At 68.0% G+C, this 24,414-nt stretch carries 26 protein-coding genes and 1 tRNA gene; 18 read left to right on the top strand and 9 right to left on the bottom strand.

From position 1 onward, the window contains the following. Window positions 1–199: 199 nt before the first annotated feature. Window positions 200–1,318 (top strand): S53 family peptidase, encoded by a 1,119-nt coding sequence (locus KIH31_RS04225; protein WP_214425838.1) that lies wholly within the window; start codon window positions 200–202, stop codon window positions 1,316–1,318. A 64-nt stretch (window positions 1,319–1,382) separates the two neighbouring features. Here the strand turns inward: KIH31_RS04225 and KIH31_RS04220 are convergent, their stop codons facing one another. The 3 genes from KIH31_RS04220 to KIH31_RS04210 all read right to left on the bottom strand — a co-directional run bounded on the left by KIH31_RS04220 (window position 1,383) and on the right by KIH31_RS04210 (window position 2,684). After that, complete coding sequence (locus tag KIH31_RS04220) at window positions 1,383–1,598, bottom strand: hypothetical protein (RefSeq protein ID WP_214425837.1); 216 nt, start codon at window positions 1,596–1,598, stop codon at window positions 1,383–1,385. A 65-nt stretch (window positions 1,599–1,663) separates the two neighbouring features. After that, complete coding sequence (locus tag KIH31_RS04215) at window positions 1,664–1,879, bottom strand: hypothetical protein (protein WP_214425836.1); 216 nt, start codon at window positions 1,877–1,879, stop codon at window positions 1,664–1,666. Between the two features lie 259 nt (window positions 1,880–2,138). Continuing rightward, the gene (locus tag KIH31_RS04210) at window positions 2,139–2,684 is read right to left on the bottom strand and encodes a hypothetical protein (RefSeq protein ID WP_214425835.1); all 546 of its coding nucleotides are present in this window, start codon (window positions 2,682–2,684) and stop codon (window positions 2,139–2,141) included. Window positions 2,685–2,878: 194 nt separating this feature from the next. Here KIH31_RS04210 and KIH31_RS04205 point away from each other — a divergent pair, with 194 nt between their 5' ends. Then, entirely contained in the window at window positions 2,879–4,018 is a 1,140-nt protein-coding gene (locus KIH31_RS04205) for a sulfite oxidase (protein WP_214426229.1), read from the top strand. Here the strand turns inward: KIH31_RS04205 and KIH31_RS04200 are convergent. After that, window positions 4,005–5,174 (bottom strand): RtcB family protein, encoded by a 1,170-nt coding sequence (locus KIH31_RS04200; RefSeq protein WP_214425834.1) that lies wholly within the window; start codon window positions 5,172–5,174, stop codon window positions 4,005–4,007. The two genes, KIH31_RS04205 and KIH31_RS04200, sit on opposite strands and share 14 nt — an antisense overlap. Window positions 5,175–5,488: 314 nt before the next feature. On the opposite strand from KIH31_RS04200, the gene KIH31_RS04195 reads away from it, so the two are divergent. Continuing rightward, window positions 5,489–5,950 carry a hypothetical protein gene (locus KIH31_RS04195; protein ID WP_214425833.1) on the top strand — a complete coding sequence of 154 codons (462 nt, stop codon included), beginning with the start codon at window positions 5,489–5,491 and terminating at the stop codon, window positions 5,948–5,950. A 45-nt stretch (window positions 5,951–5,995) separates the two neighbouring features. On the opposite strand, the gene KIH31_RS04190 is transcribed toward KIH31_RS04195, so the two are convergent. Then, window positions 5,996–6,781 (bottom strand): MBL fold metallo-hydrolase, encoded by a 786-nt coding sequence (locus tag KIH31_RS04190; RefSeq protein ID WP_250545481.1) that lies wholly within the window; start codon window positions 6,779–6,781, stop codon window positions 5,996–5,998. A 203-nt stretch (window positions 6,782–6,984) separates the two neighbouring features. Between KIH31_RS04190 and KIH31_RS04185 the strand changes: the two genes are divergently transcribed. Together KIH31_RS04185 and KIH31_RS04180 are read left to right on the top strand one after the other, a co-directional pair. After that, window positions 6,985–8,055 carry a hypothetical protein gene (locus tag KIH31_RS04185; protein WP_307857536.1) on the top strand — a complete coding sequence of 357 codons (1,071 nt, stop codon included), beginning with the start codon at window positions 6,985–6,987 and terminating at the stop codon, window positions 8,053–8,055. 108 nt (window positions 8,056–8,163) lie between these two features. Beyond that, entirely contained in the window at window positions 8,164–8,412 is a 249-nt protein-coding gene (locus KIH31_RS04180) for a hypothetical protein (RefSeq protein ID WP_250545480.1), read from the top strand. Between the two features lie 61 nt (window positions 8,413–8,473). On the opposite strand, the gene KIH31_RS04175 is transcribed toward KIH31_RS04180, so the two are convergent. Continuing rightward, a tRNA-Leu gene (locus KIH31_RS04175) sits at window positions 8,474–8,558 on the bottom strand. A gap of 213 nt (window positions 8,559–8,771) precedes the next feature. Here KIH31_RS04175 and KIH31_RS04170 point away from each other — a divergent pair. Together KIH31_RS04170 and KIH31_RS04165 are read left to right on the top strand one after the other, a co-directional pair. Continuing rightward, complete coding sequence (locus KIH31_RS04170; RefSeq protein ID WP_250545532.1) at window positions 8,772–10,067, top strand: M20/M25/M40 family metallo-hydrolase; 1,296 nt, start codon at window positions 8,772–8,774, stop codon at window positions 10,065–10,067. Between the two features lie 10 nt (window positions 10,068–10,077). After that, window positions 10,078–11,232, top strand: a complete 1,155-nt coding sequence (locus KIH31_RS04165) for an acyl-CoA dehydrogenase family protein (protein ID WP_214425831.1) — start codon at window positions 10,078–10,080, stop codon at window positions 11,230–11,232. Here the strand turns inward: KIH31_RS04165 and KIH31_RS04160 are convergent. Then, complete coding sequence (locus tag KIH31_RS04160) at window positions 11,229–11,462, bottom strand: DUF5703 family protein (RefSeq protein WP_214425830.1); 234 nt, start codon at window positions 11,460–11,462, stop codon at window positions 11,229–11,231. The genes KIH31_RS04165 and KIH31_RS04160 overlap by 4 nt on opposite strands. Window positions 11,463–11,671: 209 nt before the next feature. Here KIH31_RS04160 and KIH31_RS04155 point away from each other — a divergent pair, with 209 nt between their 5' ends. After that, on the top strand, window positions 11,672–11,944 hold the full coding sequence (locus KIH31_RS04155) for a hypothetical protein (RefSeq protein WP_214425829.1): 273 nt from the start codon (window positions 11,672–11,674) through the stop codon (window positions 11,942–11,944). A 22-nt stretch (window positions 11,945–11,966) separates the two neighbouring features. Here KIH31_RS04155 and KIH31_RS04150 read toward each other — a convergent pair whose 3' ends face one another. After that, window positions 11,967–12,905 carry an aldo/keto reductase gene (locus KIH31_RS04150; RefSeq protein ID WP_214425828.1) on the bottom strand — a complete coding sequence of 313 codons (939 nt, stop codon included), beginning with the start codon at window positions 12,903–12,905 and terminating at the stop codon, window positions 11,967–11,969. Window positions 12,906–12,955: 50 nt separating this feature from the next. Between KIH31_RS04150 and KIH31_RS04145 the strand changes: the two genes are divergently transcribed. Next, window positions 12,956–13,795, top strand: coding sequence for an undecaprenyl-diphosphate phosphatase (locus KIH31_RS04145; protein ID WP_214425827.1), 840 nt, complete (start codon window positions 12,956–12,958; stop codon window positions 13,793–13,795). 16 nt (window positions 13,796–13,811) lie between these two features. Beyond that, window positions 13,812–15,095, top strand: a complete 1,284-nt coding sequence (gene mshC / locus KIH31_RS04140) for a cysteine--1-D-myo-inosityl 2-amino-2-deoxy-alpha-D-glucopyranoside ligase (protein WP_214425826.1) — start codon at window positions 13,812–13,814, stop codon at window positions 15,093–15,095. 14 nt (window positions 15,096–15,109) lie between these two features. On the opposite strand, the gene KIH31_RS04135 is transcribed toward mshC, so the two are convergent. Further along, window positions 15,110–15,994, bottom strand: a complete 885-nt coding sequence (locus KIH31_RS04135) for a PAC2 family protein (protein WP_214425825.1) — start codon at window positions 15,992–15,994, stop codon at window positions 15,110–15,112. Window positions 15,995–16,110: 116 nt separating this feature from the next. Between KIH31_RS04135 and KIH31_RS04130 the strand changes: the two genes are divergently transcribed. The 8 genes from KIH31_RS04130 to prcA all read left to right on the top strand — a co-directional run bounded on the left by KIH31_RS04130 (window position 16,111) and on the right by prcA (window position 24,413). Continuing rightward, on the top strand, window positions 16,111–16,866 hold the full coding sequence (locus tag KIH31_RS04130; RefSeq protein ID WP_214425824.1) for an HAD family phosphatase: 756 nt from the start codon (window positions 16,111–16,113) through the stop codon (window positions 16,864–16,866). Further along, entirely contained in the window at window positions 16,863–18,017 is a 1,155-nt protein-coding gene (locus KIH31_RS04125; RefSeq protein ID WP_214425823.1) for a site-2 protease family protein, read from the top strand. Before KIH31_RS04130 ends, KIH31_RS04125 begins: the two co-directional genes overlap by 4 nt. Before the next feature lie 42 nt (window positions 18,018–18,059). After that, entirely contained in the window at window positions 18,060–19,097 is a 1,038-nt protein-coding gene (locus tag KIH31_RS04120) for a tRNA (adenine-N1)-methyltransferase (protein WP_214425822.1), read from the top strand. A 145-nt stretch (window positions 19,098–19,242) separates the two neighbouring features. After that, window positions 19,243–20,943 (top strand): proteasome ATPase, encoded by a 1,701-nt coding sequence (arc, locus tag KIH31_RS04115; RefSeq protein ID WP_214426225.1) that lies wholly within the window; start codon window positions 19,243–19,245, stop codon window positions 20,941–20,943. Between the two features lie 14 nt (window positions 20,944–20,957). Next, entirely contained in the window at window positions 20,958–22,547 is a 1,590-nt protein-coding gene (gene dop, locus KIH31_RS04110; RefSeq protein WP_214426224.1) for a depupylase/deamidase Dop, read from the top strand. A 102-nt stretch (window positions 22,548–22,649) separates the two neighbouring features. Then, window positions 22,650–22,853: a ubiquitin-like protein Pup gene (locus tag KIH31_RS04105; protein ID WP_214425821.1), complete on the top strand. Its 204-nt coding sequence runs from the start codon at window positions 22,650–22,652 to the stop codon at window positions 22,851–22,853. 5 nt (window positions 22,854–22,858) lie between these two features. After that, complete coding sequence (prcB, locus tag KIH31_RS04100; protein ID WP_214425820.1) at window positions 22,859–23,668, top strand: proteasome subunit beta; 810 nt, start codon at window positions 22,859–22,861, stop codon at window positions 23,666–23,668. A gap of 1 nt (window position 23,669) precedes the next feature. Then, the gene (gene prcA / locus KIH31_RS04095) at window positions 23,670–24,413 is read left to right on the top strand and encodes a proteasome subunit alpha (RefSeq protein ID WP_214425819.1); all 744 of its coding nucleotides are present in this window, start codon (window positions 23,670–23,672) and stop codon (window positions 24,411–24,413) included. The last annotated feature ends 1 nt before the right edge of the window (window position 24,414 follow it).

Raw genomic sequence — 24,414 nt, 5'->3', positions numbered from 1 at the left:
GCCGGCACCGACGATCATCGTCGTCCGCCGGACCGCGGGGACCGGTGTGACCGGCGGGGTGCCTGGTGATCCAGTGACAGATCGGACAGCTGTGGCATACGATGCGATCGGTTTCCTCCACACCCCGGCGCTGGGCCGGGACGACCGGTGCGCCGGCACAGGGGAGGCCGTCCCGAAACCAGTTTCCTGGAGGTCTCAGATGTCTTCTTTCCGTCGACTCGCGCCGGCAGCGATGCTGCTGGTCGGTCTGCTGTACGCGCCCGGCGGTGCGGCCAGCGCCGCCACCGGCGGCAACACCGCCCCCGCTCACGAGCACTACGCCAGCCACCCCCTGCGGGCCAAACCCAACACCACGTCCGCGCCGGCCGGCCTGTCCCCGGCGACGGTGAAGTCCGCCTACAACTTCCCCACGGCACTGACCGCAGGAGCCGGGCAGACCATCGCGATTGTGGATGCGTATGACGATCCGACTGCTGAAGCCGACCTCGGCGTCTTCAGCAGCCAGTTTGGCCTTCCCGCCTGCACGAAGGCCAACGGCTGCTTCACCAAGGTGAACCAGAACGGCGGAACCAAGATGCCGCGGAGCGACGGGGGATGGGCACTGGAGATTTCGCTGGACGTCCAGTGGGCGCACGCCGTCGCGCCAGGCGCCAAAATCCTCTTGGTGGAAGCATCCAGCTCCAGCTTCACCAACCTGATGGCGGCTGAGGACTACGCCTCCTCCCACGCGCAGTATGTATCCAACAGCTGGGGCGGGTCTGAATTCAGCGGGGAATCGTCCTACGACACCCACTTTTCCCGGGCCGGTGTCAGCTATTTCGCTTCCTCAGGCGACAACGGCGCTCCGGCCAGCTACCCCTCCGCGTCGCCGAAGGTGATCTCGGTGGGCGGCACGACGCTGCACTTTGGCAGCACCGGCGCCCTGACCGGCGAGACCGGCTGGAGCAGCTCCGGCGGCGGCTGCAGCGCCTATGAAACGGCCGCAGCGGCGCAGGCCGCGTTCAGCCAGTATCCGCAGGTCAACTGCGGCGGCAAGCGGGCCACTCCTGATGTCTCGCTGGATGCGGACCCGGCCTCGGGCGTCTCGGTGTATGACTCCACCCCGGACAACGGCCAGACCGGCTGGTTCACCGTTGGCGGGACCAGTGCCTCGTCCCCGATGTGGGCCGCGCGCTCCGCTGACGCCGGCGCGGTGGTAGACGCCAGCTATGTCTATGGCAGCTCGGTGGCGTACCGCGACATCACCAGCGGCAACAACGGCCTGCCCTGCACCACCGGGCTGGACCTGGTGACCGGGCGCGGCAGCTGGGTCGGCTAGACATATTCACCCGGTGTTCGGGAAGCCCCGTACCAGGGGTCTTTCCCGAACACCGGGCGACGCTCTAGGCTGCGCGGTGCGCGCGGTCTTTGAGATAGATCTTGTCGACGACCGCCCACTCGTGTTCTTCTGCCACCATGCGGTCGGCCAGACGGTAGGCGGCGGTTTCGTCGTCGAGGATCTCAGTGACGGTGCGGTTGCAGCGGTCATCAAAGTAGCTGACGTGGAACTCCACGCCCACGCCGTCGTCCTGAGCTGGGGAAGAGGTTGTTTCGCTCATATCTCCAGCATGCGCCCGGACGCCGGGCGGGATGCTCCGGGCGCCCGGCGTGTCCGGAAAACGGGCTAGGCCGCCGATTCGGCGTCCGGACCGGTGAGGAGATCGAGCAGTTCGGACTGGGAGAGACCGCAGGCCTCGGCCACGTCGCCCAAGGACGCATCTCCCGCCGCCAGCACGGCTTCCGCCGCCTCGGCCAGCGCGACCTCGGCGGCGTCGAGCTGGAACTGCAGCGTTTCGATTCCGGCGGCAGCTGCCGCGAGGGGGCGCAGGTCGTCGTGCATGGAGGGTCCTAACGTCGGTCGGGCCGGCGACGAAGTGTCCCGGTGACCGCATGGTACCTGTCGAAAGTGTCTGGAAAATTGACTGCGGCCGGGTGAGGAACAGGACTTCCTCACCCGGCCGGGCCATGCCGGGTCACGACTCCGGCTTTCACTCACTCGCACCCTGGAGGGATGTCTGCGACGTTACGCACCGACCCTGAGGATCGGCTGGGTCCTGGCTCTGAGCTTCCTGCGACAGTCCTGCCGGGCTGTCCCGGTCCTACTTAACTGAACCGGTGAAGATGAGCGGCGCGGTGTACTCCGGCAGCGAGTATTCCAGCCGCAGGTCCGAATACCCCTCCGGGGGAATGCCCCACCCGGTCTTGACAATCTCGGACTGTCCCGGCGCGAGCAGCCCCGGCATGTTTTCGCCGCTGCCGAGGAGATCGGTGTCCGTCGCGGCCCCGGCGGGTTGGCGCCCCGCACCGAAGCTCACGTTGGGGTAGCCCATCAACCCGACGGAAAGGGCCTTGGTCCCTTGGTTGGTGATGGTGGTGGTCACCACGACGATCTTCCCGTCGACCTCTCCGTCCGCATACTCGCCGGCCTCCGCCAGCCTCGCCTTCGCCTCGATGCGCACGCTGTTGGGCACCGTGACGGTGTGCCCCAGCGACGCAGGCGCGGGAGCGGCGGCGGCGCGCAACGGAACGGGCGCCGCACTCGGCCGTCCTGCGCTGCTGGCCGGCACGGGCGCAGGAGAACCTGAGGCGGCGCATCCGGTGGCCGCCAGGGCGACGGCCAGTACGGCGGCTGGCAGGTATTTCACATCAGCACCCCTCGGACAAGCGGCTGGACAAGGCTCGACGCCGGAGCCGGGCCGACAAACACACGCTAGTCCCGTCGGCCGCAAAACACCTGAGTCTTAAGTACCCGTTCCGGTGCGGCCGCCATCCTTGACCGTCAGCGGCCGTTGGCGTACACCTATTGGCAGGAAGCGGACACCGGCAGAATCGCAGCGTGATGACGAGCCAGATCCCACGAGCGGCCGGCGGGGCACTGCCTGCCGACGCTCCTGCCGAGGGACCGACGCGCGGGCCCCTCACAGTCGAAGAACTAGGGCTGGCGGCGCGGAACCACGCGATGCCGCTGGAAGCACTGCACGAGGAGATCACGCCGCCCGGGCTGCACTACATCCTCACCCACTTCGACATCCCGTACCTCGATCAGACGGCGTGGCGGCTCCGCGTCGGCGGAGCGGTGCAGCACACGCTTGAGCTGAGTCTCGCGGACCTGCTCGAAGGGCCCGTGGTGACAGTTCCCGTGACCATGGAATGCGCGGGCAACGGGCGTTCACTGCTGATGCCCAGACCGCTGAGCCAGCCCTGGCGGCTGGGAGCTGTCGGGACGGCCGAATGGCAGGGTGTGCCGCTGGGGTACGTTCTCGGGATGGCAGGGATTGACGCCGATGCCCTCGAGGTGGTGTTCACCGGGGCCGACGCCGGCATCCAAGGTGGAGTGGTGCAGCGGTACGGGAGGAGCCTTCCGGTGTCCGAAGCGATGCGCCCGGACGTCGTGCTGGCCTACCGGATGAACGGGAGCGCACTGCCGCCGCAGCACGGCTTTCCGGTGCGCCTGGTGGTTCCCGGCTGGTACGGGATGGCGAGCGTGAAATGGCTGGCGGCCATCGACGTCGTCGTGAGCCCCTTCGAAGGGTTCCAGCAGTCCGTCGCCTACCGTTACCAGGAGGGCCCCGAGGATCCGGGCACGCCCGTCACGCGGATCCGCGTGCGCTCGCTCATGGTGCCGCCGGGTGTCCCCGACTTTTTCACCCGGCGTCGTACGGTCCCTCCCGGTCCTGTCCTGCTGCAGGGCAGGGCCTGGTCGGGAGGGGGAACGGTCGAGCGGGTCGAGGTCGGGATCGACGGACAGTGGATCCCGGCGGGGCTCAAGGAAGCCCCGGGACCGTTTGCCTGGCGGCCGTGGTCCTGCGAGTGGCTGGCAGAACCGGGAGAGCACGTGCTGATGTGCAGGGCCACCGACTCCACCGGCGCGTGCCAGCCGCTGGACCAGGCCTGGAACTACCAGGGGATGGGAAACAACACCGTGCAGAAGGTGCATGTCATGGTGGAGGAAGCCGCCGGTCCGCTCAGTCACCCTTGACGTTGACCGCCTGGCGGAGCACGTGGCGGATGCCGACAAGCTGGCGGGAGTCGTCCATGACGGACCGGATGTCCTTGTAGGCCGCCGGAATCTCATCGACGAAGGCGGCGGAGTCGCGGTACTCGATGCCTTCCATCGCCTGCCGGAGCTGCGCCTGGTTGAACATCCTGCGGGCCGCTCGGCGGGAGTAGCGCCGCCCGGCACCGTGCGGCGCCGAACGCAGGGAAGGTGCGAAGCCTTTGCCTTCGACGATGTACGACGGCGTGCCCATCGACCCCGGGATCATGCCGGCGACGCCTGTGGCGGCGTCGATCGCGCCTTTGCGGGTCACCCAAAGCTCCCGGCCGTAGTGACGTTCGCGGACGGTGTAGTTGTGATGGCAGTTGATACGCTCCAGTTCATGGACCGGAAGGCCGGTCCACCGCCCGACGGCGGCCACGAGCCGGTCCATCATCTCTTCCCGGTTGGCCAGCGCGAATTCCTGGGCCCAGCCAAGCTCCGCCACGTAGCGCGCAAACTCCGGGGTGCCCTCCCTGAGGTAGGCCAGGCCCGGGCCTGGAAGCACGATGCCGCGGGCATCGCAGTATTTCTCGGCCACGCCGATGTGATGCTCGGCGAGCCGGTTGCCGACTCCGCGCGAGCCCGAATGCAGGAAAAGCCAGACCTGGCCGTTCTCGTCCGAGGAAACCTCGATGAAGTGGTTGCCCGAGCCCAACGAGCCGAGCTGCAGCCTCCAGTTCGCGGCATAGACGCCTGGATCAAAGCCGGCGGCGGCGGCCCGGCCCTCCAGTTGCGCGATTCTGGCCTGCGCCGTGGGCGTCACCGCCGTGTTGAAGTGCCCCGCGGAGAGGGGAACCTGATGTTCGATGTCCCGGCGGAGGTCGGAGCGGCCGCCGCGGGTGATGAGCCCGCGGCTGAACTGCGTCCTGACGGCGACCATGCCGCAGCCGATGTCCACTCCGACGGCGGCCGGCACGATGGCCCCCTCCGTGGGAATGACGGAACCGACAGTGGCGCCGAGACCGACGTGCGCGTCGGGCATGAGCGCCACATGCGGGTGGACGAACGGCAGCGACGCGGTGCGTTCGGCCTGCAGCTTGGCCTCCTCGTCAAGAACAGACGCGAAATTGAGGAGTTTGTCGTTGATCCATTCCATGCCCGCCTCCGCTGATGAAGGTGCGCCCATCATGGCTGGCCGGAGCAGGCGGAAGCAAGGGCGCGCCGGGAGCCGCGGCGCCGCAACCTTGAGCGCACCTTGAGCGGCCCCGGAGGAAGTCTGAAGGGTCGGATGCGACAATCCGTGCAGCGCCGCCGGCAACCTGCGACTGAGACCAGGGCACGTTGCCGTGCGGCGGCCTGCCGGACCCCAAGCCGGCAAGGTAAAGGGCCCTGCACCCTAGACCAGTGTGGGGTCCTTTCATGTGGCCGGTGCCGAGCCGTTGGGAAAGCTGTGGAGGACTACTCTTAGCTATGACGACAAATTATGTCCGGGGCGCCTCCATTAGCAGCTCGGCATTCCGGGCGGAGATCCAGGCGATGCTCACCGTTTATGGCGCCGCTGGCTTCCGCTGCGGATTGGAAGACGGGCGCGCGGCAATCGTCTTCATCGCGGGTAAACGTCAATTCCGCTTCATTCTGCCGCTCACGGGCCCGGTCGGGAGTTCATCGGGCACGACGGGGGACCCCCTGCAGCCAAGGAGCAGCGACACGGCCGGCAAGGCCAAAGAAGACGCGGCCCGGCGCCAGTGGCACCAGCTGTCCTTACTGATCCGGGCCAAGCTTGATGCCGTGGCGGCAGGAATCACGACCTTCGACCAGGAATTCCTCGCCTACATGGTGCTGCCCGGCGGAACGACGGTCTTCGACGCCGTGACGCCCGCGGTCAGCAATGCGTACACCCCCGGCGGCCGGCCGCCGCTCAGCGCCACATAGGCGCGGCACCGCTCAAATGTCGTGTGGCCGCGCGGTGGAGAGCACTCATGAGACGAGCGGGGCCAGCAGTGCGGAAAGCGGCCCTTCCGCCGTTGGGCCGTGACCCGGAAGGATGACAGTCGCGTTGAGCTCTGCCAAAGCGCTCAACGAGGTACGCACAAGCTCTGGCTCGTGGTGGAACATCGGGTGCAGGAGCTGCACGCCCGCACGTCCGCTGGTGGGGTGGCCGGTCACCACGGCGTCGCCCGTGGCAATCGCACGGGCCCTGGGCAGCAAATAGGACGTGTGGCCCGGGGTGTGGCCGGGGGTCGGCACGGCAACCGGACCGCCAGGGAGTGCGGCAAGCAACTCCGGATCCCAAGGCCGGCCCTGGACATCGTTCTTCTTTAAGCCGCCCGCCCGGACCGCGTGCACCAGCCACGGCAGGGTGGCGCCGCGGCCGGCGGACGCAAGGACCTGGGGCACGGTTACCCGGTGCTGCTCCTCGCCCGCCAGGTGGGGCAGTTCAGCCGGAGCGGCCAGGATCGGTGTGCCGAAGAACCTGGAGAAGTGCGAGGCGGACCCGACATGGTCCGAGTGGGCATGGGTGATCAGCATGGCGGCGGCACGGCGCGGCTGCAGGCCAAGGGCGCGGATGGATTCCATGAGCCGGAACCCGTCGGCCGGGTAGCCCGAATCGATGAGGATGAACTCGTTGCCCTCGCGGACGATGGTCCAGTTCGACGCGGGACCCTCGACAAAGAAAACGTCTTCGCGGACTTCGGAAATCGACGGGCTCTCGCGGAGACCGCTTCGGCGGCGGCCCAGCAGGGCCAGGTGTTCGAAGATCAAGCTGCACTCCCGGATAGGTCCGGCCGCGCAGGCGCGGGCGGACGACAAAGAAACGTCCAGTACAGCCGTCGGGCATCCGCCAGAGTGGGCTTTCCTTGGAATAATAAGTCACATTTTTCGCGCCGCAAAGCGCGCCCCATACGCATCGGGGTATATTGACGTCGCGCTCGCATCGGCGAGCGTCGGGAAGGACCAGGCGGCCAGTGACTCACGAGATGCGCAACCAGTGGGTGCTGGTGGAGCAGCTGAACCGCGACGAAAGCGGCCTGCTCGCGATCGGTTCCGAAACCTTTGCCGGAGCCAGTGTGCGGAAGAACCTCGATGCCCTGGGCCGTGACCTGCTGCTTGAACCGCTGCGCGCCGCGGCGCAGGTACCCCGGCCGACCGACTGTGAGGTCACGCACCGCAACGGCACGCGTTACAGGATCATTGTCGACCCGATTCTCTCGCCCCTTACGGGAACCCTGGTGGCCTGCCTGGCTCTTTATGCCGAAGCTGGTGACGTCGTCGCCCGGCGTCCGAAGGTTGGCGCGACGGAGTGGAGGATTGCGGCCGATGGCGGGATCGAAACCGCGTGGAACGACGACCTCCATGAGATCTACGAGCTGCCCCGCACCGGTCCGAGCCCGGTGGCGGGCATGAACGAATGGATCAGCCGGTTCGTCGCGCCTGAAGACCGTGCGCGGATGAAGGTCACGATCGATGCTTCCATCAGCTCCGCCAACACCCGCCGTTACCTTGTCCCGTACCGCATCGTGACCGCGCGCGGCATGGCCGTGCCTACGGTCAAGAATCTCCAGGCCTGCGGCAGGGTCATTCCCGGCGTGGAGCCGGGCACTAAATGGCTTCGTGCCATCACCCGGGAAGTGAGCGAGGTACCTGCCTGCCCGGTGACCCCAGAGTTCGGGGATTACGAGTCCAGCAGCCTGCTGCGGGCCGCGTTCGACCTGGTCATCGACCGCGTCCTCATGGCGGTGGACACGGCCTGTTGGCAGACCTTCATGGTGTCCGACAACTGGGGGCGGTTCGGACTTGAGCGTGCCCGGGACGGTTACCTGGAGCCGGTGGTCCACCCCGGGGACTATCAACTGTTCCAGGCAATCGTGGCGTTGCCTGTGCCGGCACGGCGCGCCGTCGTCCGCTTCCTGCACGCCGATGGCCGCTATCGCCCGTACACGGTCACCGCGAGCACCGGTCGTTGCGGGGCGGCGCCGGCCGAGGCGCCGAACGGTGCCCCGGAACGCTACGTGGTGGTGAAGCTCACCCCGGAATGAGGGCGGCCACGGCGGCTGGCCGCAGGCGGATCCCGCCTACTGGCGACATTTCGGCGCCGCTGTGCCATGATGCGCTGCAGTATCAGGTTCGGCAGACTGGGGGGCGCCGTGCAGGACGATCAGGGCGACATTGTCGCGTACACACGGGAGGACCTCCACGCGGTCCTCGCCGCACAGCTGGGCACTTTCGCCGGGGACGGGCGCATCCGGGCCCTGTACGAGGAAATGATCAGCGAGTGGGTTCAGACCTCGGATGACCCGGGCGGCGAGTACGCGCGGTACTTCGACGGCGGTCCCATTGCCACGCGGGCGGATCTTACTGCGGCGATGATGTGGGCCAAGGGCCGGACGATCTGAGCACAACGAACCAAACGAAAAAACCCCGGAGAGTCAGTGACTCTCCGGGGCCTTCCCTTTGTGCGCGAGGGGGGACTTGAACCCCCACCCCCTATACGAGGACTAGCACCTCAAGCTAGCGCGTCTGCCTATTCCGCCACCCGCGCAGGTGGACTTTTGCCCGTCCGATCCGCGGATCAAACGCTCAAAAGCAGCGAAAAAAACTCTAACACGGTTTTGCCCGAACTATTGAATCGGCCCCGCGGCGCTGCCTGCGGACCGCCGCCGACGGAGGGTGACGCGCCGCTGCGGTGCGCTCAAAGGCGGGCTGGGTAGGCTGGGGAGTACCGCAAACGTATAAGGAGATTGCTGTGGACCAGATGCTGCCCGAGGACGAAGTTGTCCGTATCTGCCAGGAGCTCATTCGTTTCGACACCTCGAACTTCGGAGACGGCAGCGGACCGGGGGAGAGGGCGGCCGCCGAATACACGGCTGGTCTGGTCGAAGAGGTGGGCCTGTCGGCGGAAATCTTCGAAGCGGCGCCCGGCCGCGCGTCCGTGGTGACGCGCCTGGCCGGAGAGGACCCGTCCGCCGGGGCGCTGGTCGTCCACGGACACCTCGACGTCGTCCCCGCGCAGAAGGCCGACTGGAGCGTGGACCCCTTCGGCGGCGAGGAAAAGGACGGCCTGATCTGGGGCCGCGGCGCTGTGGACATGAAGGACATGGATGCGATGATCCTGTCCGTGCTCCGGGACTTCGCCCGCACCGGCCGCAGGCCCAAGCGCGACCTGATCTTCGCTTTCTTCGCTGACGAAGAAGCCGGCGGCAACTACGGCGCCTCCTGGGCCGTGGACAACCGGCCGGACCTGTTCGAGGGTGCCACCGAGGCCATTTCCGAAGTCGGCGGCTTCTCCGCCACCATCGGCGGACAGCGCGCGTACCTGCTGCAGACTGCTGAGAAGGGGCTGTCATGGTTGCGGCTTGTGGCCCATGGCCGGGCCGGGCATGGTTCCCAGATCAACACCGACAACGCCGTCACGCGCCTGGCGCGGGCCGTGGCGAGGATCGGCGACTACCAGTGGCCGCTTGAGTTGACCGAGACGACGCGGCGCTTCCTCGACGGCGTCACTGAGCTGACCGGAGTCGAGTTCGACAAGGACAACCCGGACATCCTGCTCAAGGAACTCGGCACCGTGGCGCGTTTTGTCGGCGCGACGCTCCAGAACACAGCAAATCCCACCCTGCTAAGAAGCGGCTACAAGCACAACGTGATTCCCGGGACCGCAGAGGCCTTCATCGACGTGCGCACCCTCCCGGGCCAGGAAGAGCAAGTCCTGGAAATCATCCGCGGGCTGGCGGGGGAAGGCATCGACATCAGCTACGAGCACAAGGACGTTTCGCTGGAGGTGCCGTTCGCCGGGAACCTCGTCGATGCCATGGTCGACGCGCTCCACGCCGAAGACCCGGGGGCGAAGGTGCTGCCGTACACCCTCTCCGGCGGCACCGACAACAAGTCACTGAGCCGGCTGGGTATCACAGGCTATGGCTTCGCCCCGCTGCAGCTTCCCGACGAGCTCGACTTCACCGGCATGTTCCACGGTGTCGACGAGCGGGTTCCCGCTGAGTCCCTCAAATTCGGCAGCCGGGTCCTCGGCCGGCTGCTCGCCAGCTACTAGGGCAGCCGGCGTGACCACCGTAGAGGACCTCCTGCCCGATGCGCTGCTCGAACGCCTGCGTGCACGCGCTGGCGGCTACGACGAACGCAACGAGTTCTTCTCCGAGGACCTGGAGGAGCTTGCCGCCGCCGGCTACCTGAAGATGTTCGTCCCTTCGGAGCAGGGCGGACCCGGGTTCGGGCTGCCCGAGGCGGCACGGGCGCAGCAGCGGCTCGCGACAGCCGCACCGGCGACGGCCCTGGCCGTGAACATGCACCTGGTCTGGAACGGGGTGGCACACGCCATGGCAGCGCGCGGCGACGACTCGCTGGGCTACGTGCTGCGGGAGACGGCGGAGGGGGAGCTCTTCGCCTTCGGTGTCTCCGAAGGCGGGAACGACCTGGTGCTGTTCGATGCCCGCACGACGGCGGTGCCCCGGCCCGGTGGCGGCTACGCGTTCAGCGGGACGAAGGTCTTCACCAGCCTCTCACCGGCCTGGACCAGGCTCGGCGTCTTCGGCAGGGACGACAGCGGCGAGGAAGCCCGGCTGGTCTGGGCATTCCTGGACCGCACGGCGGAGGGCATCGCCGTAGCTGACGACTGGAACACCCTGGGCATGAGAGCCAGCCAGTCCAACAGCACGGTACTCGACGGCGTTTTCGCTCCGCCCGAGCGCGTGTTCCGGATCCTTCCGCCCGGTCCCAACCCGGATCTGCTGATCTTCTCGATTTTCTCCACCTTCGAGGTGCTGCTCTCGGCTGTGTACGCGGGTATCGGGCAGCGGGCGGTGCAGCTTGCGGTTGCGAACGCGCAGCGTCGGCGGTCAATGAAGAGCGGCAAGAGCTACGCCCAGGACCCGGACATCCGCTGGAAGGTTGCCGAGGCGGCGATGCTGATGGACGGGCTGTATCCGCAGATCGCCGGGCTGGCGGCCGACGTCGAGGACCGCGCGGACCATGGTCAGTTCTGGTTCGCCCGGCTCGCCGGGCTCAAGGTCCGGGCCACGGAAACCGCCCGGTCGGTGGTCGACCTGGCCATCCGTGTTTCCGGCGGCTCAAGCTACTTCCGGGGCGGCGAGCTCGAACGGCTTTACCGGGATGTCCTGGCAGGGATGTTCCATCCCTCGGATGATGAATCGGCGCACGGCACTGTAGCGAGCGCGTGGCTGGGGCCGCTGGAGGACTAAGCCGTCCGCTCGATCCGCATCACTTTGCGGCGCAGCCAGAACTTGCGGCCGCCGCCGAGGTAGAGCCTGCTTCGTTCGAGCTCCCATTTTCCGTACTCGGCGTGTTCAGTGAGCAGCCTGCGGGCGTCCGGCAAGGAGTCTTCGCGTCCGAGCGTCACCACCAGGTATTCGTACTGCCGGGCGTAGTCACGCTCCCGGCTCACGGATCCCTTCAGAAACTGTTCCTTCAAAAGTCCTCCATGTCACGGTGAGTGGGCGCAGTCCGCGGGCAGCGGGCCGCTCCCGATGATGACCAAGATAAACCCGTGGCGGCGATCCTGCTCCAGTGATTCTACCGGCGCGCCCCTGCGGGACGTGCCGGAGGATGCCGGCCCCGGGGCCCGCAGCAGCGGTTGCGGGGACCTACCCGGGGCAAAAGGGGCCTGCTAACGTCTATCCCATGAGCATTGATCCGCGCGTCGCCCTTCAGTCCCTGACGGCCGCTCTGGAGGAGCACCTGGCCGCTTCCTCGGCGCGCCGGGGCGACGACGATCCGGCGGTGGAATCGGCCTATTTGGCAATCGCCGACGCCTTCGAGGTGTACGAAGAAGCGCTCTATGACACGTACAGCGAAGTCACACCGCTGGTCATCTACGAAGAGGATGACGACGAGGACGAGGACGGCGGCGAAGAGGACGAGGACGACGAGGACCTCGAGCCGATCAGCCAGTAGGGTCCGCCGGTCCGGGGCCCCGTCAGGCGGGAAGCGCCGAGACCTCGTCGAGGACCGCTGCGATCTGCGCCGGAAGGTCGGTCAGCTTGGCCGAAAGGATCTGCTTGAGCTGGACCTCCGTGCGCGCGCCGACAACGGCTGACGCCACGAGGGGCTGGCCCAGCACCCAGGACAGCGCGACGTCGAGCGGCTCCCGGTCCAGCCCGTTGGCGGCCGTGGCCACCGCCTCGACGATGCGTGCAGGCCGGCCTGCGAGATAGGGCTGGACGTACGCGGCGAGCTCGTCGCCGGCTGCCCGCGAGTCCGCCGGCACATGACCGCGGTACTTGCCCGTGAGCACCCCGCGCCCCAGCGGGGCCCAGCACACCATGCCCAGCCCGGCGTCTTCCGCGGCCGGCATCACGTCCCGCTCTGCCGCGCGCTGGACCAGCGAGTACTCGTGCTGGCACGCTGTGAGCCCGGCGCCCGAAAGCGCCGCCGCCTTGGCGGTCTGCCAGCCGTTGAAGCCGGAGACGCCGGCGTAGCGGACACGACCGGTGGCCACGGCGTGGTCAAGGGCACTCAGTGTCTCCTCCAGCGGGACGTTCCGGTCCCAGGACTGCGCGAACCAAAGGTCCAGGTGGTCCGTGCCCAGGCGGGCAAGCGTGCCGTCAAGCGCCTGCAGCATGGCCCGGCGGGACGTGTCCACCTCGCGCCGGCCGGCTGTGGTCGCCGTCCCGGCCTTGGACGCGATGACCACCTCGCTGCGCGCCACGACGTCCCCGAGGAGGGATCCCAGCACGGCCTCGCTGCGGCCGTCGGCGAACCCGGCGGAGGTATCCAGGAAGGTGCCGCCGGCGTCGAGGAAGCTGCGCAGCTGCGACTGCGCGCCCGACTCGTCCACTTCCGCGCCCCAGCTCATCAGTCCGAGACCGATGCTGGACACCTTCAAACCGCTGCGCCCGACGTACCTCTGCTCCATAAGTTCAAGCTTACGTGCGCGGGGTGGGTCCGTACCGTAGGGTCGGACACGTGACATGGATCCAAGCTGCCTTCCTGGGCCTGATTCAGGGCCTGACCGAGTTCCTGCCAATCTCCTCCAGCGCGCATCTGCGCATCGTCGGGGCACTGCTGCCGGACGTGGCGGACCCGGGGGCGGCCTTCACCGCGATCATCCAGTTGGGCACCGAAGCCGCCGTGCTGGTGTTCTTCTGGCGCGACATCGTACGCATCATCCGCGCCTGGTTCGGCTCCCTCCGCGGCCGGGTGCCCCGCGAGGACCCCGACGCGCGGATGGGCTGGCTCGTGATCCTGGGCAGCATCCCGATCGTGGTGCTCGGACTGCTCTTCCAGGACGCCATCGAGTCCTCACTGCGCAACCTCTGGATCGTCGCCACCACGCTGGTCGTGTTCGGCGTCATCCTCGCCGTGGCCGACGCCGTCGCCCGCCACGTGCGCACCTTGGACCAGCTGACGTACAAGCACGGCCTCTACTACGGCCTCGCCCAGTCGCTGGCGCTGATCCCCGGGGTGTCGCGGTCCGGCGGCACCATCACGGCCGGCCTGTTGATGGGCTACACCCGGGAGGCGGCCGCCCGCTACTCGTTCCTGCTGGCCATTCCTGCGGTTTTCGGCAGCGGTTTCTACGAGCTGTACAAGGTGGTGGGCAAGCACACCGGTGGCGCAGCGGAACACTTCAGCCTCGGGCAGACGGCCCTGGCCACCGTGATCGCTTTCGGGATCGGCTACCTGATCATCGGCTGGTTCCTGAAGTTCATCTCGACCCGCAGCTACCGGGCCTTTGTGTGGTACCGGATCGGGCTCGGCGCGGCGGTGTATCTGCTGCTCGGTTTCGGAGTGATCAGCGCCTAGCACTAGGGTTGAAAACGTGAAGACTTGGAAATCCCGCCCTGTCGCAGAACTGCCCGGTGAAATGCCGGCCATCTCGTTGTTCAACACGCCGCAAGGCGCGGTTGAACCGTTGCCGGACGAGGCGGAGGCCGGCCTCTACGTCTGCGGGATCACCCCCTACGACGCGACCCACATGGGCCACGCCGCCACTTATGTGGCCTTCGACCTGCTCAACCGCGCCTGGCGGGATGCCAAGAAGACCGTGCACTACGTCCAGAACGTCACCGACGTCGACGACCCGCTGCTCGAACGCGCAGAGCAGAACGGGGTGGACTGGCGGGAACTCGCCCGGGAGCAGACCGAACTGTTCCACGCGGACATGGAAGCGCTGAACGTCCTCGCGCCCGACCACTACATCGGTGCCGTCGAAGCCGTGGGCTGGATCGTTCCCGCTGTGGAGTCACTGGTGGACCGCGGGCTCGCCTACCGCGTCCCTGCGCTGGGATCGGAGCCGGCCGGCGACGTCTATTTCGACGTGGTCGCTGCCGCCGCGGATCCGTCGGCCTGGTCCGATACCGCACCGTGGTGGCTGGGGCAGATCTCCGGCCTGACGGCCGAGCAGATGCTTCCGCTGTTCGCCGAGCGGGGCGGGGACCCGGACCGTGCCGGCAAGCGCCACGCGTTGGACCCGTTGCTCTGGCGCGCAGCCCGCGAGAGCGAGCCCAGCTGGGACGGCGGGCGCCTCGGCGCCGGACGCCCGGGCTGGCACATCGAATGCACCGTGATCTCCGGGCGTTTCCTTCCCTCGCCGTTCACCGTGCAGGGCGGCGGCTCCGACCTCGTCTTCCCGCACCACGAAATGGGCGCTGGACATGCCTACGCGCTGTCCGGGGTGCCGATGGCCCGCCGCTACGCCCACACGGGCATGGTGGGCCTGGACGGGGAGAAGATGAGCAAGTCCCGCGGCAACCTCGTGCTCGTCTCCAAGCTGCGCGCCGCGGGGGAGGAGCCTGCGGCCGTCCGGCTCGCCATCCTCGCCCACCACTACCGCAGTGATTGGTTCTGGACGGACGAGGTGCTCGTGGCAGCCAAGGACCGCCTGGCCCGCTGGCGCCATGCCTTGGGGAATGCGGCCGAAGCCTCGGCCGCTCCGCTGCTTGCGGAAGTGCGCGCGGCATTGGCCAACGATCTGGATGCGCCGGCCGCCCTTGCCGCAGTGGACAGCTGGGCGGAGTCCTGCGCCGCCAGCGGGGAGGGCTCAGCAGCGGACGCGGCCCTTGCGGGCGACACCGTCAACGCACTGCTCGGCGTCGAGCTCTAGGCCGCTCCGCGGGCTTACTCCTTGCCGCGCCGCTTGAGGTAGCGCTCGAATTCGCGGGCGATCGACTCACCGCTGGCCTCGGGAAGGTCCGCGGTGTCCTTCGCTTCCTCCAGTTGGCGGACGTAGGCCGCAATTTCGGGATCCTCGGTCGCGAGCTCGTCGACGCCCCGCTCCCAGGCAGCGGCGTCTTCGGCAATTTCGTGCGAGTCGAGGGGAACCTGCAGAAGCTCCTCGATCCGGTTCAGCAGCGCCAGCTCGGCCTTCGGCGAGGGGGACTGGGCCACGTAGTGCGGCACGGCAGCCCAGAGCGAGATCGTGGGCAGGCCGGCGAGCAGCGCCACTTCCCCGAGCACCCCCACGATGCCCACCGGGCCCTCGTACTGCGACGCCTCAAGGTTCAGCCGTTCGCGCAGTTCGTCGTCGTCGCTGGTCACGGTCACGGGAATCGGACGGCTGTGCGGCACGTCCGCGAGCAGCGCCCCGACCAGGATCACGTAATTGACGTTGAGCTTCTGGGCCTGGGTCAGCAGTTCGGCGGTGTAGGCGCGCCATTTATAGGACGGTTCGATCCCGTGCACGAAGACGATGTCGAGGTCGGTCCCGGGAACGGAGGCTTTCGCCAGCTTCGTCGTCGGCCACTTGATCTTGCGTTTGCCCGAGGCGGTGCTGCGCACCGTCGGCCGGGTGAACTGGAAATCGTAATACTCGTCCGGATCGATGGAGGCGACCTTTTTCCCGCCCCACTCCGCGCTGAGGTACTTGAGGGCGTCGCTGGCGGCCTCGCCGGCGTCGTTCCAGCCTTCGAAAGCGGCCAGCATGACGGTGACCCGCTCACCGTCGGCGACGGGACGGACCAGCCTGGGGGCTGTGCCCGCCGCGTCCTCATCGAAACTCATCATCTGTCCACCCTACGACGGTGCGGCGGCTCCGTGCAGGTGCCCGGCCGTATTCCGGCGGCGCTTCGCGCACAGCTGACGGTCAGCGCCTGTCCAGCTGCTCCGCTTAGACTTGGAGCATGCACTCGAACCGCCAGCCCTCGTCCGCGCCCGGACCCGTGTCGCTTCAGGCAGTGCTCTGGGACATGGATGGCACTCTGGTGGACACCGAGCCGTACTGGATCGAGTCCGAATACGATCTGGTGGAGCGTCACGGCGGCTCCTGGAGCGAGGGACAGGCACGCCAGCTCGTGGGTCAGTCCCTGGTCTATTCCGCGGGGCTGCTCCAGGACGCCGGGGTGCGCCTGGAGCGGCGCCAAATCATCGACGAGCTGATCGGCCAGGTGATCTCCAAGGTTCGCCGGTATATTCCGTGGCGCCCGGGGGCCCGGGAGCTGCTCCACGGACTGTACGAGGCTGAGGTTCCCTGCGCCCTGGTCACGATGAGCGAGGGCCCGCTGGCCGCGGAAATCGTCTCCCGCCTGCCGCACCCTTATTTCCGGCTGCATGTCACCGGCGACATGGTCGCCAATGGCAAGCCCCACCCCGAGCCGTACCTGCTCGCGCTGGAACGGCTGGGCGAGACGGTGGAAGGTATCACCGCTGCCGGCTGCGTGGCATTGGAGGATTCGCTCCCGGGGGCCACCTCGGCGCAGGCTGCCGGGCTGACGACGGTCGGCATCCCGCACATCATTGCGCTGCCCGAGGACGCCGGCCGGGTGCACTGGGACACCCTTTCCGGGCGGACCGTGGCTGACTTGCGGAACCTGCTGGCCGCGGGGGACCGGAGTGCCTTCTCCTCCGCAGGTACCCGCGCAGGGGACTGGGCTGAATGAGCGGGACACCCGCGCCCGAGGCGCCCGCCCGCGAAGGCATCCCGCTGGGCCGTATTGCCGGTATCCCCATCGTCCTGGCCTATTCGTGGTTCGTGATCGCCGCGTTCACCGTCCTGGTGTTCGGACCCCAAGTGGCCGCACGGTTCCCGCAGATCGGGTTCGGTGCCTACCTCGTGGCGCTGGCCTACGCCGTGCTGCTGCTTCTTTCCGTGCTGATCCACGAACTGGCGCACGCCCTGAGCGCACGGATCTACGGGTGGCCCACGCAGAAAATCGTCCTGAACCTGTGGGGCGGCCACACGCAGTTCGAGAACTTCCAGGCCTCACCGGGGCGCTCCGTGATCGTCGCGCTGGCCGGACCTGCCGCCAACTTCGTGCTCGCAGCGATCGGCTGGGGGATCGTAGGGATCACGGACCCGCGCACGGTCGCTGACCTGCTGGCGAACATCTTTACGTGGGCCAACCTGCTGGTCGCGGTGTTCAACGTTCTTCCCGGCCTCCCGCTGGACGGCGGCCGGCTGGTCGAGTCGGCGGTCTGGAAGGCCACCGGCAGCCAGGAGAAGGGGACAGTCGCCGCCGGCTGGGCCGGCCGGATCATCGTGATCCTGCTCCTGGTCGTTTCGCTCGGTGTCCCGTTGCTGCAGGGCGACGCGCCAAACCTGCAAACAGTCATCCTCACCGTGATGGTCTGCGCCTTCCTCTGGATGGGAGCGAGCGCGGGCATTGCCGGGGCCAGGATGCGGCTGCGCCTTCCGGCCGTCAGTGCCGGCAAGCTGGCGGTCCCGGCGCTGGGCATGGCCGCCTCTTCCAGCGTTGCCCAGCTCGCGGCAGCCCGTAGGGCGAGCCCTGCTGCCATTGTGCTCTGCGGCCCGGACGGCCGCCCTGAGGCACTGGTCGACGACGGCGCCCTCGCCGGCGTCCCGGACGCTGCGGCGGCAGGCACTCCGGCCACCGCCGTCGCCAGGGCCCTCGCGCCGGGGGCGTACGTTCCCGAGTGGTCCGCCGGCCAGGAGCTGGTGCAGTATCTTGCGCAGCTCGCCGGCAAGGAGTACGCCGTCATCAGCGCCAGCGGCCAGGTGGTGGGCCTGCTCCACCAAGGCACCGTGGTCGCGGCCATCACCGGCAAAGCCGACCCCCGGCCCGGTCTCTAACCCTTTCAGCCCCCTTTTTCCCTCCTCAGAAGGAACTCCCGCATGAGCAGCAACACGTCCGGCACCGAATCAGCCCCCGCCGGCAAGGAACCGCACGGCGCCGCCGTCCGCCGGGGACCGTTCCGGGCCGGCGAACGCGTCCAGCTCACCGACGAGCGCGGCCGGATGAACACGATCACGCTCTCAGCCGGAGGCGCGTTCCACACACACAAGGGCTTCCTGAACCACGACGAACTCATCGGCAAGCCGGAAGGATCCGTGGTCGCCAACACCACGGGCCAGCGGTACCAGGCGCTGCGGCCGCTCCTCAGCGACTTTGTGCTTTCGATGCCCCGCGGCGCTGCCGTGGTCTACCCCAAGGACGCCGGACAGATCATCACGATGGCTGACATCTTCCCCGGCGCCCGCGTCGTGGAAGCGGGCGTGGGGTCCGGCGCACTGTCCATCTCGCTCCTGCGCGCCGTGGGGGACAACGGGTACCTGCACTCCTTCGAGCGCCGCTCCGAATTCGCGGACATCGCCCGGGGCAACGTCGAGACGATCTTCGGCGGTCCGCACCCGGCCTGGAAAGTCACCCTGGGCGATCTTGAGGAACAGCTCGGCCAGACCGAGGAACCGGGCAGCATCGACCGGGTGGTCCTGGACATGCTCGCCCCGTGGGAATGCCTTGATGCGGTGGCCACGGCTCTCGCGCCGGGCGGCGTCCTGATCAACTACGTCGCCACCGTCACCCAGCTCTCGCGCACGGCTGAAGCCATCCGCGCCGACGGCCGGTTCACCGAGCCGGACGCGTGGGAATCGATGGTGCGCGGCTGGCACCTCGAGGGCCTGGCAGTCCGGCCGGACCACCGGATGGTGGCGCACACCGGCTTCCTGCTGACCACGCGCAGGCTGGCCGACGGCGTCACCGGCCTGACGCCGAAACGGCGGCCTTCGAAGACCGAATTCAGCGACGAAGACCTCGCGGCCTGGACCCCGCAGGCCGTCGGAGAGCGGGCCGTGTCGGACAAGAAACTGCGCCGCGCCGCCCGGGACGCGGCGCCGGTCATGCCGGACGCCGCGCCGAAGGACTTGGGGTAACAAAGTCCCTTGCCCGGACGTTGAAGAGGCATAGTGTCTTCATAGAGGCAATATTGCCGCCGGAAGGAGGGCCGTCAACGTGGGCAGCACATCGGAACCGAACCACCCCGCTCCGGCTAGTCCTGAGCCAGGCCAGGCCGCGGGCATGGCGAACGAACTGCTGATCGCCGAGCGCCAGCTCAACGTCCTGCGGGACAAGCTCCGCTACGTCGACAAGCAGCTCGCTGCAGCCACGCAGAACAACGCGCGGCTGGTTAGCATGCTGGAAACCGCGCGGGCCGAAATCCTCAAACTCAAGAGTGCCCTCGAGCAGGAGGGCCAGGCTCCGTTCAGCTTCGGCACCGTCCTGCAGGTCAACCCCAAGCGCCAAGGCAGCGCCGGCGCCTCCGGCATCGCCGCCACCGAGGAGTCGGTGGACATCTTCAACGCCGGCCGCAAGATGCGCGTCGGGCTGAGCCCGCTGGTGAACATCAAGCAGCTGCAGCCGGGCCAGGAGGTCCTGCTCAACGAATCGCTGACCGTGGTGGCATCCCTGGGCTTCGAGCGGGCCGGTGAACTGGTCACGCTCAAGGAGATGCTCGGCGCGGACCGCGCGCTGGTAGTCGGCCGCGCCGACGAGGAACGGGTGGTGCGGCTTTCCGGCGCGCTGCTGAGCCAGAAGCTGCGGGTGGGGGACGCGCTCTCCATCGACAGCCGCACGGGGTACGCACTGGAGAAAGTGCCCCGCTCCGAGGTCGAGAACCTCGTCCTCGAGGAAGTCCCGGACATCTCCTACGAGGACATCGGCGGCCTCGGGCCGCAGATCGAGCAGATCCGTGACGCGGTCGAGCTCCCGTTCCTGCACCCGGACCTCTACCGCGAACACGGGCTCAAAGCACCCAAAGGAATCCTGCTCTACGGCCCTCCGGGCTGCGGCAAGACCCTGATCGCCAAGGCGGTGGCCAACGCACTGGCCGCGCGCGCGGTGGAGCGGGCCGGCCGCGACCAGAAGAGCTACTTCCTGAACATCAAGGGACCGGAACTTCTGGACAAGTATGTGGGCGAGACAGAACGGCACATCAGGCTGATTTTCGCCCGTGCCCGTGAGAAGGCCTCGGACGGCAGCCCGGTCGTGGTGTTCTTCGACGAGATGGACTCGCTCTTCCGCACCCGCGGGACCGGCGTCTCTTCGGACGTCGAGACCACGATTGTCCCGCAGCTGCTGAGTGAGATCGACGGCGTCGAGCGGCTGGACAATGTGATCGTCATCGGCGCCTCCAACCGTGAGGACATGATCGACCCGGCGATCCTGCGGCCCGGCCGCCTGGACGTCAAGATCAAGATCCAGCGCCCGGATGCCGAAGCCGCCGGCGAGATCTTCGCCAAGTACGTCACCACGCAACTGCCGCTGCACGCCAACGACCTGGCGGAGCACGGCGGGGATCCGCAACAGACAGTGGAAGCGATGATCCGGCGCACGGTCGAGGCTATGTACGCGACCGAGAAGGCCAACGAATACCTCGAAGTCACCTACGCCAACGGTGACACCGAAATGCTGTACTTCAAGGACTTCAACTCCGGCGCCGTCATCCAGAACGTGGTGGACAGGGCGAAGAAGTACGCGATCAAGGACCTGCTGACCACGTCGCAGAAGGGGCTGCGGATCGACCACCTGCTCCGGGCCGTCGTGGACGAGTTCCGCGAGCACGAGGACATGCCGAACACCACCAACCCCGACGACTGGGCCCGCATCTCCGGAAAGAAGGGGGAGCGGATCACCTACATCCGCACCATCGTGCAGAGCAAGACAGGCCAGGAACCCGGCAAATCGATCGAGACCACGCCGAACCCGGGCCAGTATCTGTGAGCGTTGTCCGTGTGATGGGCACGGAGACCGAATACGGTATCCACGCGCCCTCTGCCCCGGGGAGCAATGCGACACTGCTCTCCTCGCAGATCGTCAACGCCTACGCCTCGCTCACGCGCCAGCGCGCCGCCGGCGGAGCGGAGACCCGCTGGGACTATTCGGACGAGGATCCCCTGCATGATGCCCGCGGCTGGGACGTGCCGCGGGAAGACGCCCACCCCTCGCAGCTGACCGACCAGCCCGCCGTGCTGGACGCGGAGGCCGTGGCGCTGGCGGACGGCCCGCTGGAGACCGACGGGGAGGACCCGTTGTCCTCCATGCTGATGAACATGGTGCTTGGCAACGGGGCACGGCTCTATGTGGACCACGCGCACCCGGAGTACTCCAGCCCGGAAGTAACCAATCCTTTCGACGCGATGGTGTGGGATGCCGCCGGCGACGCCGTGGTGCTGGCCGCCGTCCGCCAGATCGCCGCCAATCCGGGCCTGCCCGACGTCAACCTGTACAAGAACAACACGGACAACAAGAGCGTTTCCTACGGCTCGCATGAGAACTACCTGATGCCGCGGCATGTGCCGTTCGGGCACATCGTCTCCGGCCTGACACCGTTCTTTGTCAGCCGGCAGGTGATCTGCGGCGCCGGCCGGGTCGGCATTGGACAGGACGGGCGCGGGGCGGGCTACCAAATAGCCCAGCGGTCCGATTTCTTCGAAGCCGAAGTGGGGCTGGAAACCACCATCCGCCGGCCGATCATCAACACGCGGGACGAGCCGCACGCCGTCGCGGACAAGTACCGGCGGCTGCACGTGATTATCGGGGACGCGAACCTTAGCCAGGTGTCCAATTACCTCAAAATGGGCACCACGGCTCTCGTGCTGGACCTCGTCGAGGCGGGCGAGGCGCCGGCCATAGAGGTGGAGAATCCGGTTGCGTCGCTGCGGGCCGTCAGCCACGACACCTCGCTGACCCATACTGTCCGGCTGCGCGACGGCCGCCAGGTCACCGCCCTGGACATCCAGGAGATCTACCTTGAGGCGGCCCGGCGGCGGACCCAGCGCACCGGCGTGGCGGACCCGGCCTCCGGGGACGGCCACACCGCGGCGCTGCTGGCCAAATGGGAGTCGGTGCTGGACCAGCTGCGGCGGGACCCGGCCGGCGCGGCCGCGCAGGTGGAGTGGGTGGCGAAGCTGTCCCTGCTGGAGGGATACCGGCAACGGGACGGGCTGGACTGGAACGATGCCCGACTTGGCCTCATCGACCTCCAGTGGTCGGATGTGCGCCCGGAGAAAAGCCTCTATTCGCGGCTGCTGGCCCGCGGCCGGATGGAACGGCTCGCGACCGATGAGCAAATCGCCCGTGCCGCCGTCGAGCCGCCGCCGGACACCCGCGCGTACTTCCGCGGCAAGTGCGTGCAGCGGTACTCGAAATTCGTGGTCGGTGCGAGCTGGGACTCGGTCATCTTCGACCTGCCGGGCAACCGCCGCCTCCAGCGGGTGCCGACCCGCGAGCCGCTGCGCGGCACGCGGGCCCTCACGGGAGGCCTCTTCGAACGGCATGACGACGCCGAAGGCTTCCTGGCGGAACTGCTCGGCGGCCAACGGTGATTGAGGTCCGGATACCTGCCTCCGGCCGGGTCCGGCGTGGCAAGATTGACATAAGGACACCACAGGGCCGCAGGGCCCGCGAGGCGTAGGAAGGGCAGTACGATGGCCGCTCAGGAACAGAAGAACGTCAGCCCCCGCACGGACGAGGTCGAGGTCGACGACGACGTCGCCACCCCGCCGCCGGCCGCCCCGCAGACCTCCGAAGCCACCGAGGGCGTGGATGACCTGCTGGACGAGATCGACGGTGTGCTCGAGACCAATGCGGAAGAATTCGTGCGCGGCTTCGTCCAGAAGGGCGGCCAGTAGCCTCGATGCAGGAACCGAGAGTCCAGCAGATCGCCGCCGCGGCGTCCTCGTCCTTCTCCGAACACCTGGCCGCCACCCGGCCCGACCTGCTTCCGTACCACCGCAGCCTCCCCGCGGGCACCGTGCCGGACGTGCCCCACGCGACCACCATCGTGGCGCTCGAGTTCGCCGGCGGCGTCCTCATGGCGGGGGACCGGCGCGCAACCATGGGCAACCTCATCGCCAGCCGCCATATTGAAAAGGTCTTCGCTGCTGACCGCTATTCCGTGCTCGGGATCGCCGGGTCGGCGGGCATCGCCATCGACATCACCAAACTGTTCCAGGTCGAGCTGGAGCACTACGAAAAGATCGAAGGCACCCTGCTGAGCCTGGACGGAAAGGCCAACCGGCTCGGCGCGATGATCCGGGGCAACCTGCCGCTGGCGCTGCAGGGCATGTCGGTCGTCCCGCTGTTCGCCGGGTTCGACACCACGCTGGGCGTCGGCCGCCTGTTTTCCTACGATGTGACCGGCGGCCGGTACGAGGAGCAGGAGCACCACAGCGTCGGGTCCGGCTCGATGTTTGCGCGCGGCGCCCTGAAGAAACTGTGGCGGCCGAACCTCACCGAGGACGAAGCGGTGTCGGTGGCGGTCGAGGCGCTCTACGACGCGGCCGATGACGACTCGGCCACCGGCGGCCCGGACATGGTGCGCCAGCTCTGGCCCGTCGTCTTCAGCGTCACCCGCAGCGGGGCGCGGCGGATCCCCGAACGCGAGCTCGCCGCCGTGGCCGGGCGCGTCGTCGAAGCCCGCTCCGCGGCCGGACGGGAGGCCTGAGATGACTCAGCAGTTCTACGTCTCGCCCGAACAGGTCATGAAGGACCGGGCGGACTTCGCGCGCAAGGGCATCGCGCGGGGTCGCTCGGTGATCGTGGTCAGCTGCTCCGAAGGCATCGCGCTGGTCGCGGAGAATCCTTCGCCGTCGCTTCACAAGATCGGGGAGATCTACGACAAGATCGCCTTCGCCGCCGTCGGCAAGTACAACGAGTTCGAGAGCCTGCGCCAGGCGGGCGTGCGCTACGCCGATGTGCGCGGCTACTCCTACCACCGGGAGGATGTGACGGCCCGGGGCCTGGCCAGCGTGTACGCGCAGAGCCTGGGCGCGGTCTTCACCGCCGAACAGAAGCCCTTCGAAGTGGAACTGGCGGTCGCGGAAGTAGGGACCGGCCAGGCCGACGATCATCTCTACCGGCTGACGTTCGACGGCTCGATTGCCGACGAGCCGGGTTATGTCGTGATGGGCGGCCAGGCGGACCAGGTGTCGGCGTCGCTGGCTGCCGGATGGTCCGCGGAGGCCGGCTTCAGCTCTGCCATCCGGGCCGCGGTGCACGCCTTGTCCGTGAACCACCCGGCCGCGAAGCCGTCCGAAGAGCACGCGGCACGGCCCGCCCTTTTGGACGCTTCCCTGCTGGAGGTCGCGGTGCTGGACCGCAACTCCGAGACCATGCGCGGAACCCTGCGCGCCTTCCGGCGGCTCTCCGCCGCGGAGGTCACGGACATCTTGTGGGGAGAGGAGATCTGAG

This window comes from Paenarthrobacter sp. DKR-5 (genome assembly GCF_018531425.1).
In the GTDB taxonomy this organism is placed as follows: domain Bacteria; phylum Actinomycetota; class Actinomycetes; order Actinomycetales; family Micrococcaceae; genus DKR-5.
Note: the sequence above shows the minus strand (reverse complement) of the source record. Positions and strands in the feature narration are given on the sequence as shown.

Bases quoted from the DNA above. Each gene is read 5' to 3' on its own strand.
- KIH31_RS04225 (WP_214425838.1), top strand. From the start codon at position 200: ATGTCTTCTTTCCGTCGACTCGCGCCGGCAGCGATGCTGCTGGTCGGT.
- KIH31_RS04220 (WP_214425837.1), bottom strand. From the start codon at position 1,598: ATGAGCGAAACAACCTCTTCCCCAGCTCAGGACGACGGCGTGGGCGTG.
- KIH31_RS04215 (WP_214425836.1), bottom strand. From the start codon at position 1,879: ATGCACGACGACCTGCGCCCCCTCGCGGCAGCTGCCGCCGGAATCGAA.
- KIH31_RS04205 (WP_214426229.1), top strand. From the start codon at position 2,879: ATGACGAGCCAGATCCCACGAGCGGCCGGCGGGGCACTGCCTGCCGAC.
- KIH31_RS04200 (WP_214425834.1), bottom strand. From the start codon at position 5,174: ATGGAATGGATCAACGACAAACTCCTCAATTTCGCGTCTGTTCTTGAC.
- KIH31_RS04195 (WP_214425833.1), top strand. From the start codon at position 5,489: ATGACGACAAATTATGTCCGGGGCGCCTCCATTAGCAGCTCGGCATTC.
- KIH31_RS04170 (WP_250545532.1), top strand. From the start codon at position 8,772: ATGCTGCCCGAGGACGAAGTTGTCCGTATCTGCCAGGAGCTCATTCGT.
- KIH31_RS04155 (WP_214425829.1), top strand. From the start codon at position 11,672: ATGAGCATTGATCCGCGCGTCGCCCTTCAGTCCCTGACGGCCGCTCTG.
- KIH31_RS04150 (WP_214425828.1), bottom strand. From the start codon at position 12,905: ATGGAGCAGAGGTACGTCGGGCGCAGCGGTTTGAAGGTGTCCAGCATC.
- KIH31_RS04135 (WP_214425825.1), bottom strand. From the start codon at position 15,994: ATGATGAGTTTCGATGAGGACGCGGCGGGCACAGCCCCCAGGCTGGTC.
- KIH31_RS04130 (WP_214425824.1), top strand. From the start codon at position 16,111: ATGCACTCGAACCGCCAGCCCTCGTCCGCGCCCGGACCCGTGTCGCTT.
- KIH31_RS04125 (WP_214425823.1), top strand. From the start codon at position 16,863: ATGAGCGGGACACCCGCGCCCGAGGCGCCCGCCCGCGAAGGCATCCCG.
- KIH31_RS04120 (WP_214425822.1), top strand. From the start codon at position 18,060: ATGAGCAGCAACACGTCCGGCACCGAATCAGCCCCCGCCGGCAAGGAA.
- arc (WP_214426225.1), top strand. From the start codon at position 19,243: ATGGCGAACGAACTGCTGATCGCCGAGCGCCAGCTCAACGTCCTGCGG.
- dop (WP_214426224.1), top strand. From the start codon at position 20,958: ATGGGCACGGAGACCGAATACGGTATCCACGCGCCCTCTGCCCCGGGG.
- KIH31_RS04105 (WP_214425821.1), top strand. From the start codon at position 22,650: ATGGCCGCTCAGGAACAGAAGAACGTCAGCCCCCGCACGGACGAGGTC.
- prcB (WP_214425820.1), top strand. From the start codon at position 22,859: ATGCAGGAACCGAGAGTCCAGCAGATCGCCGCCGCGGCGTCCTCGTCC.
- prcA (WP_214425819.1), top strand. From the start codon at position 23,670: ATGACTCAGCAGTTCTACGTCTCGCCCGAACAGGTCATGAAGGACCGG.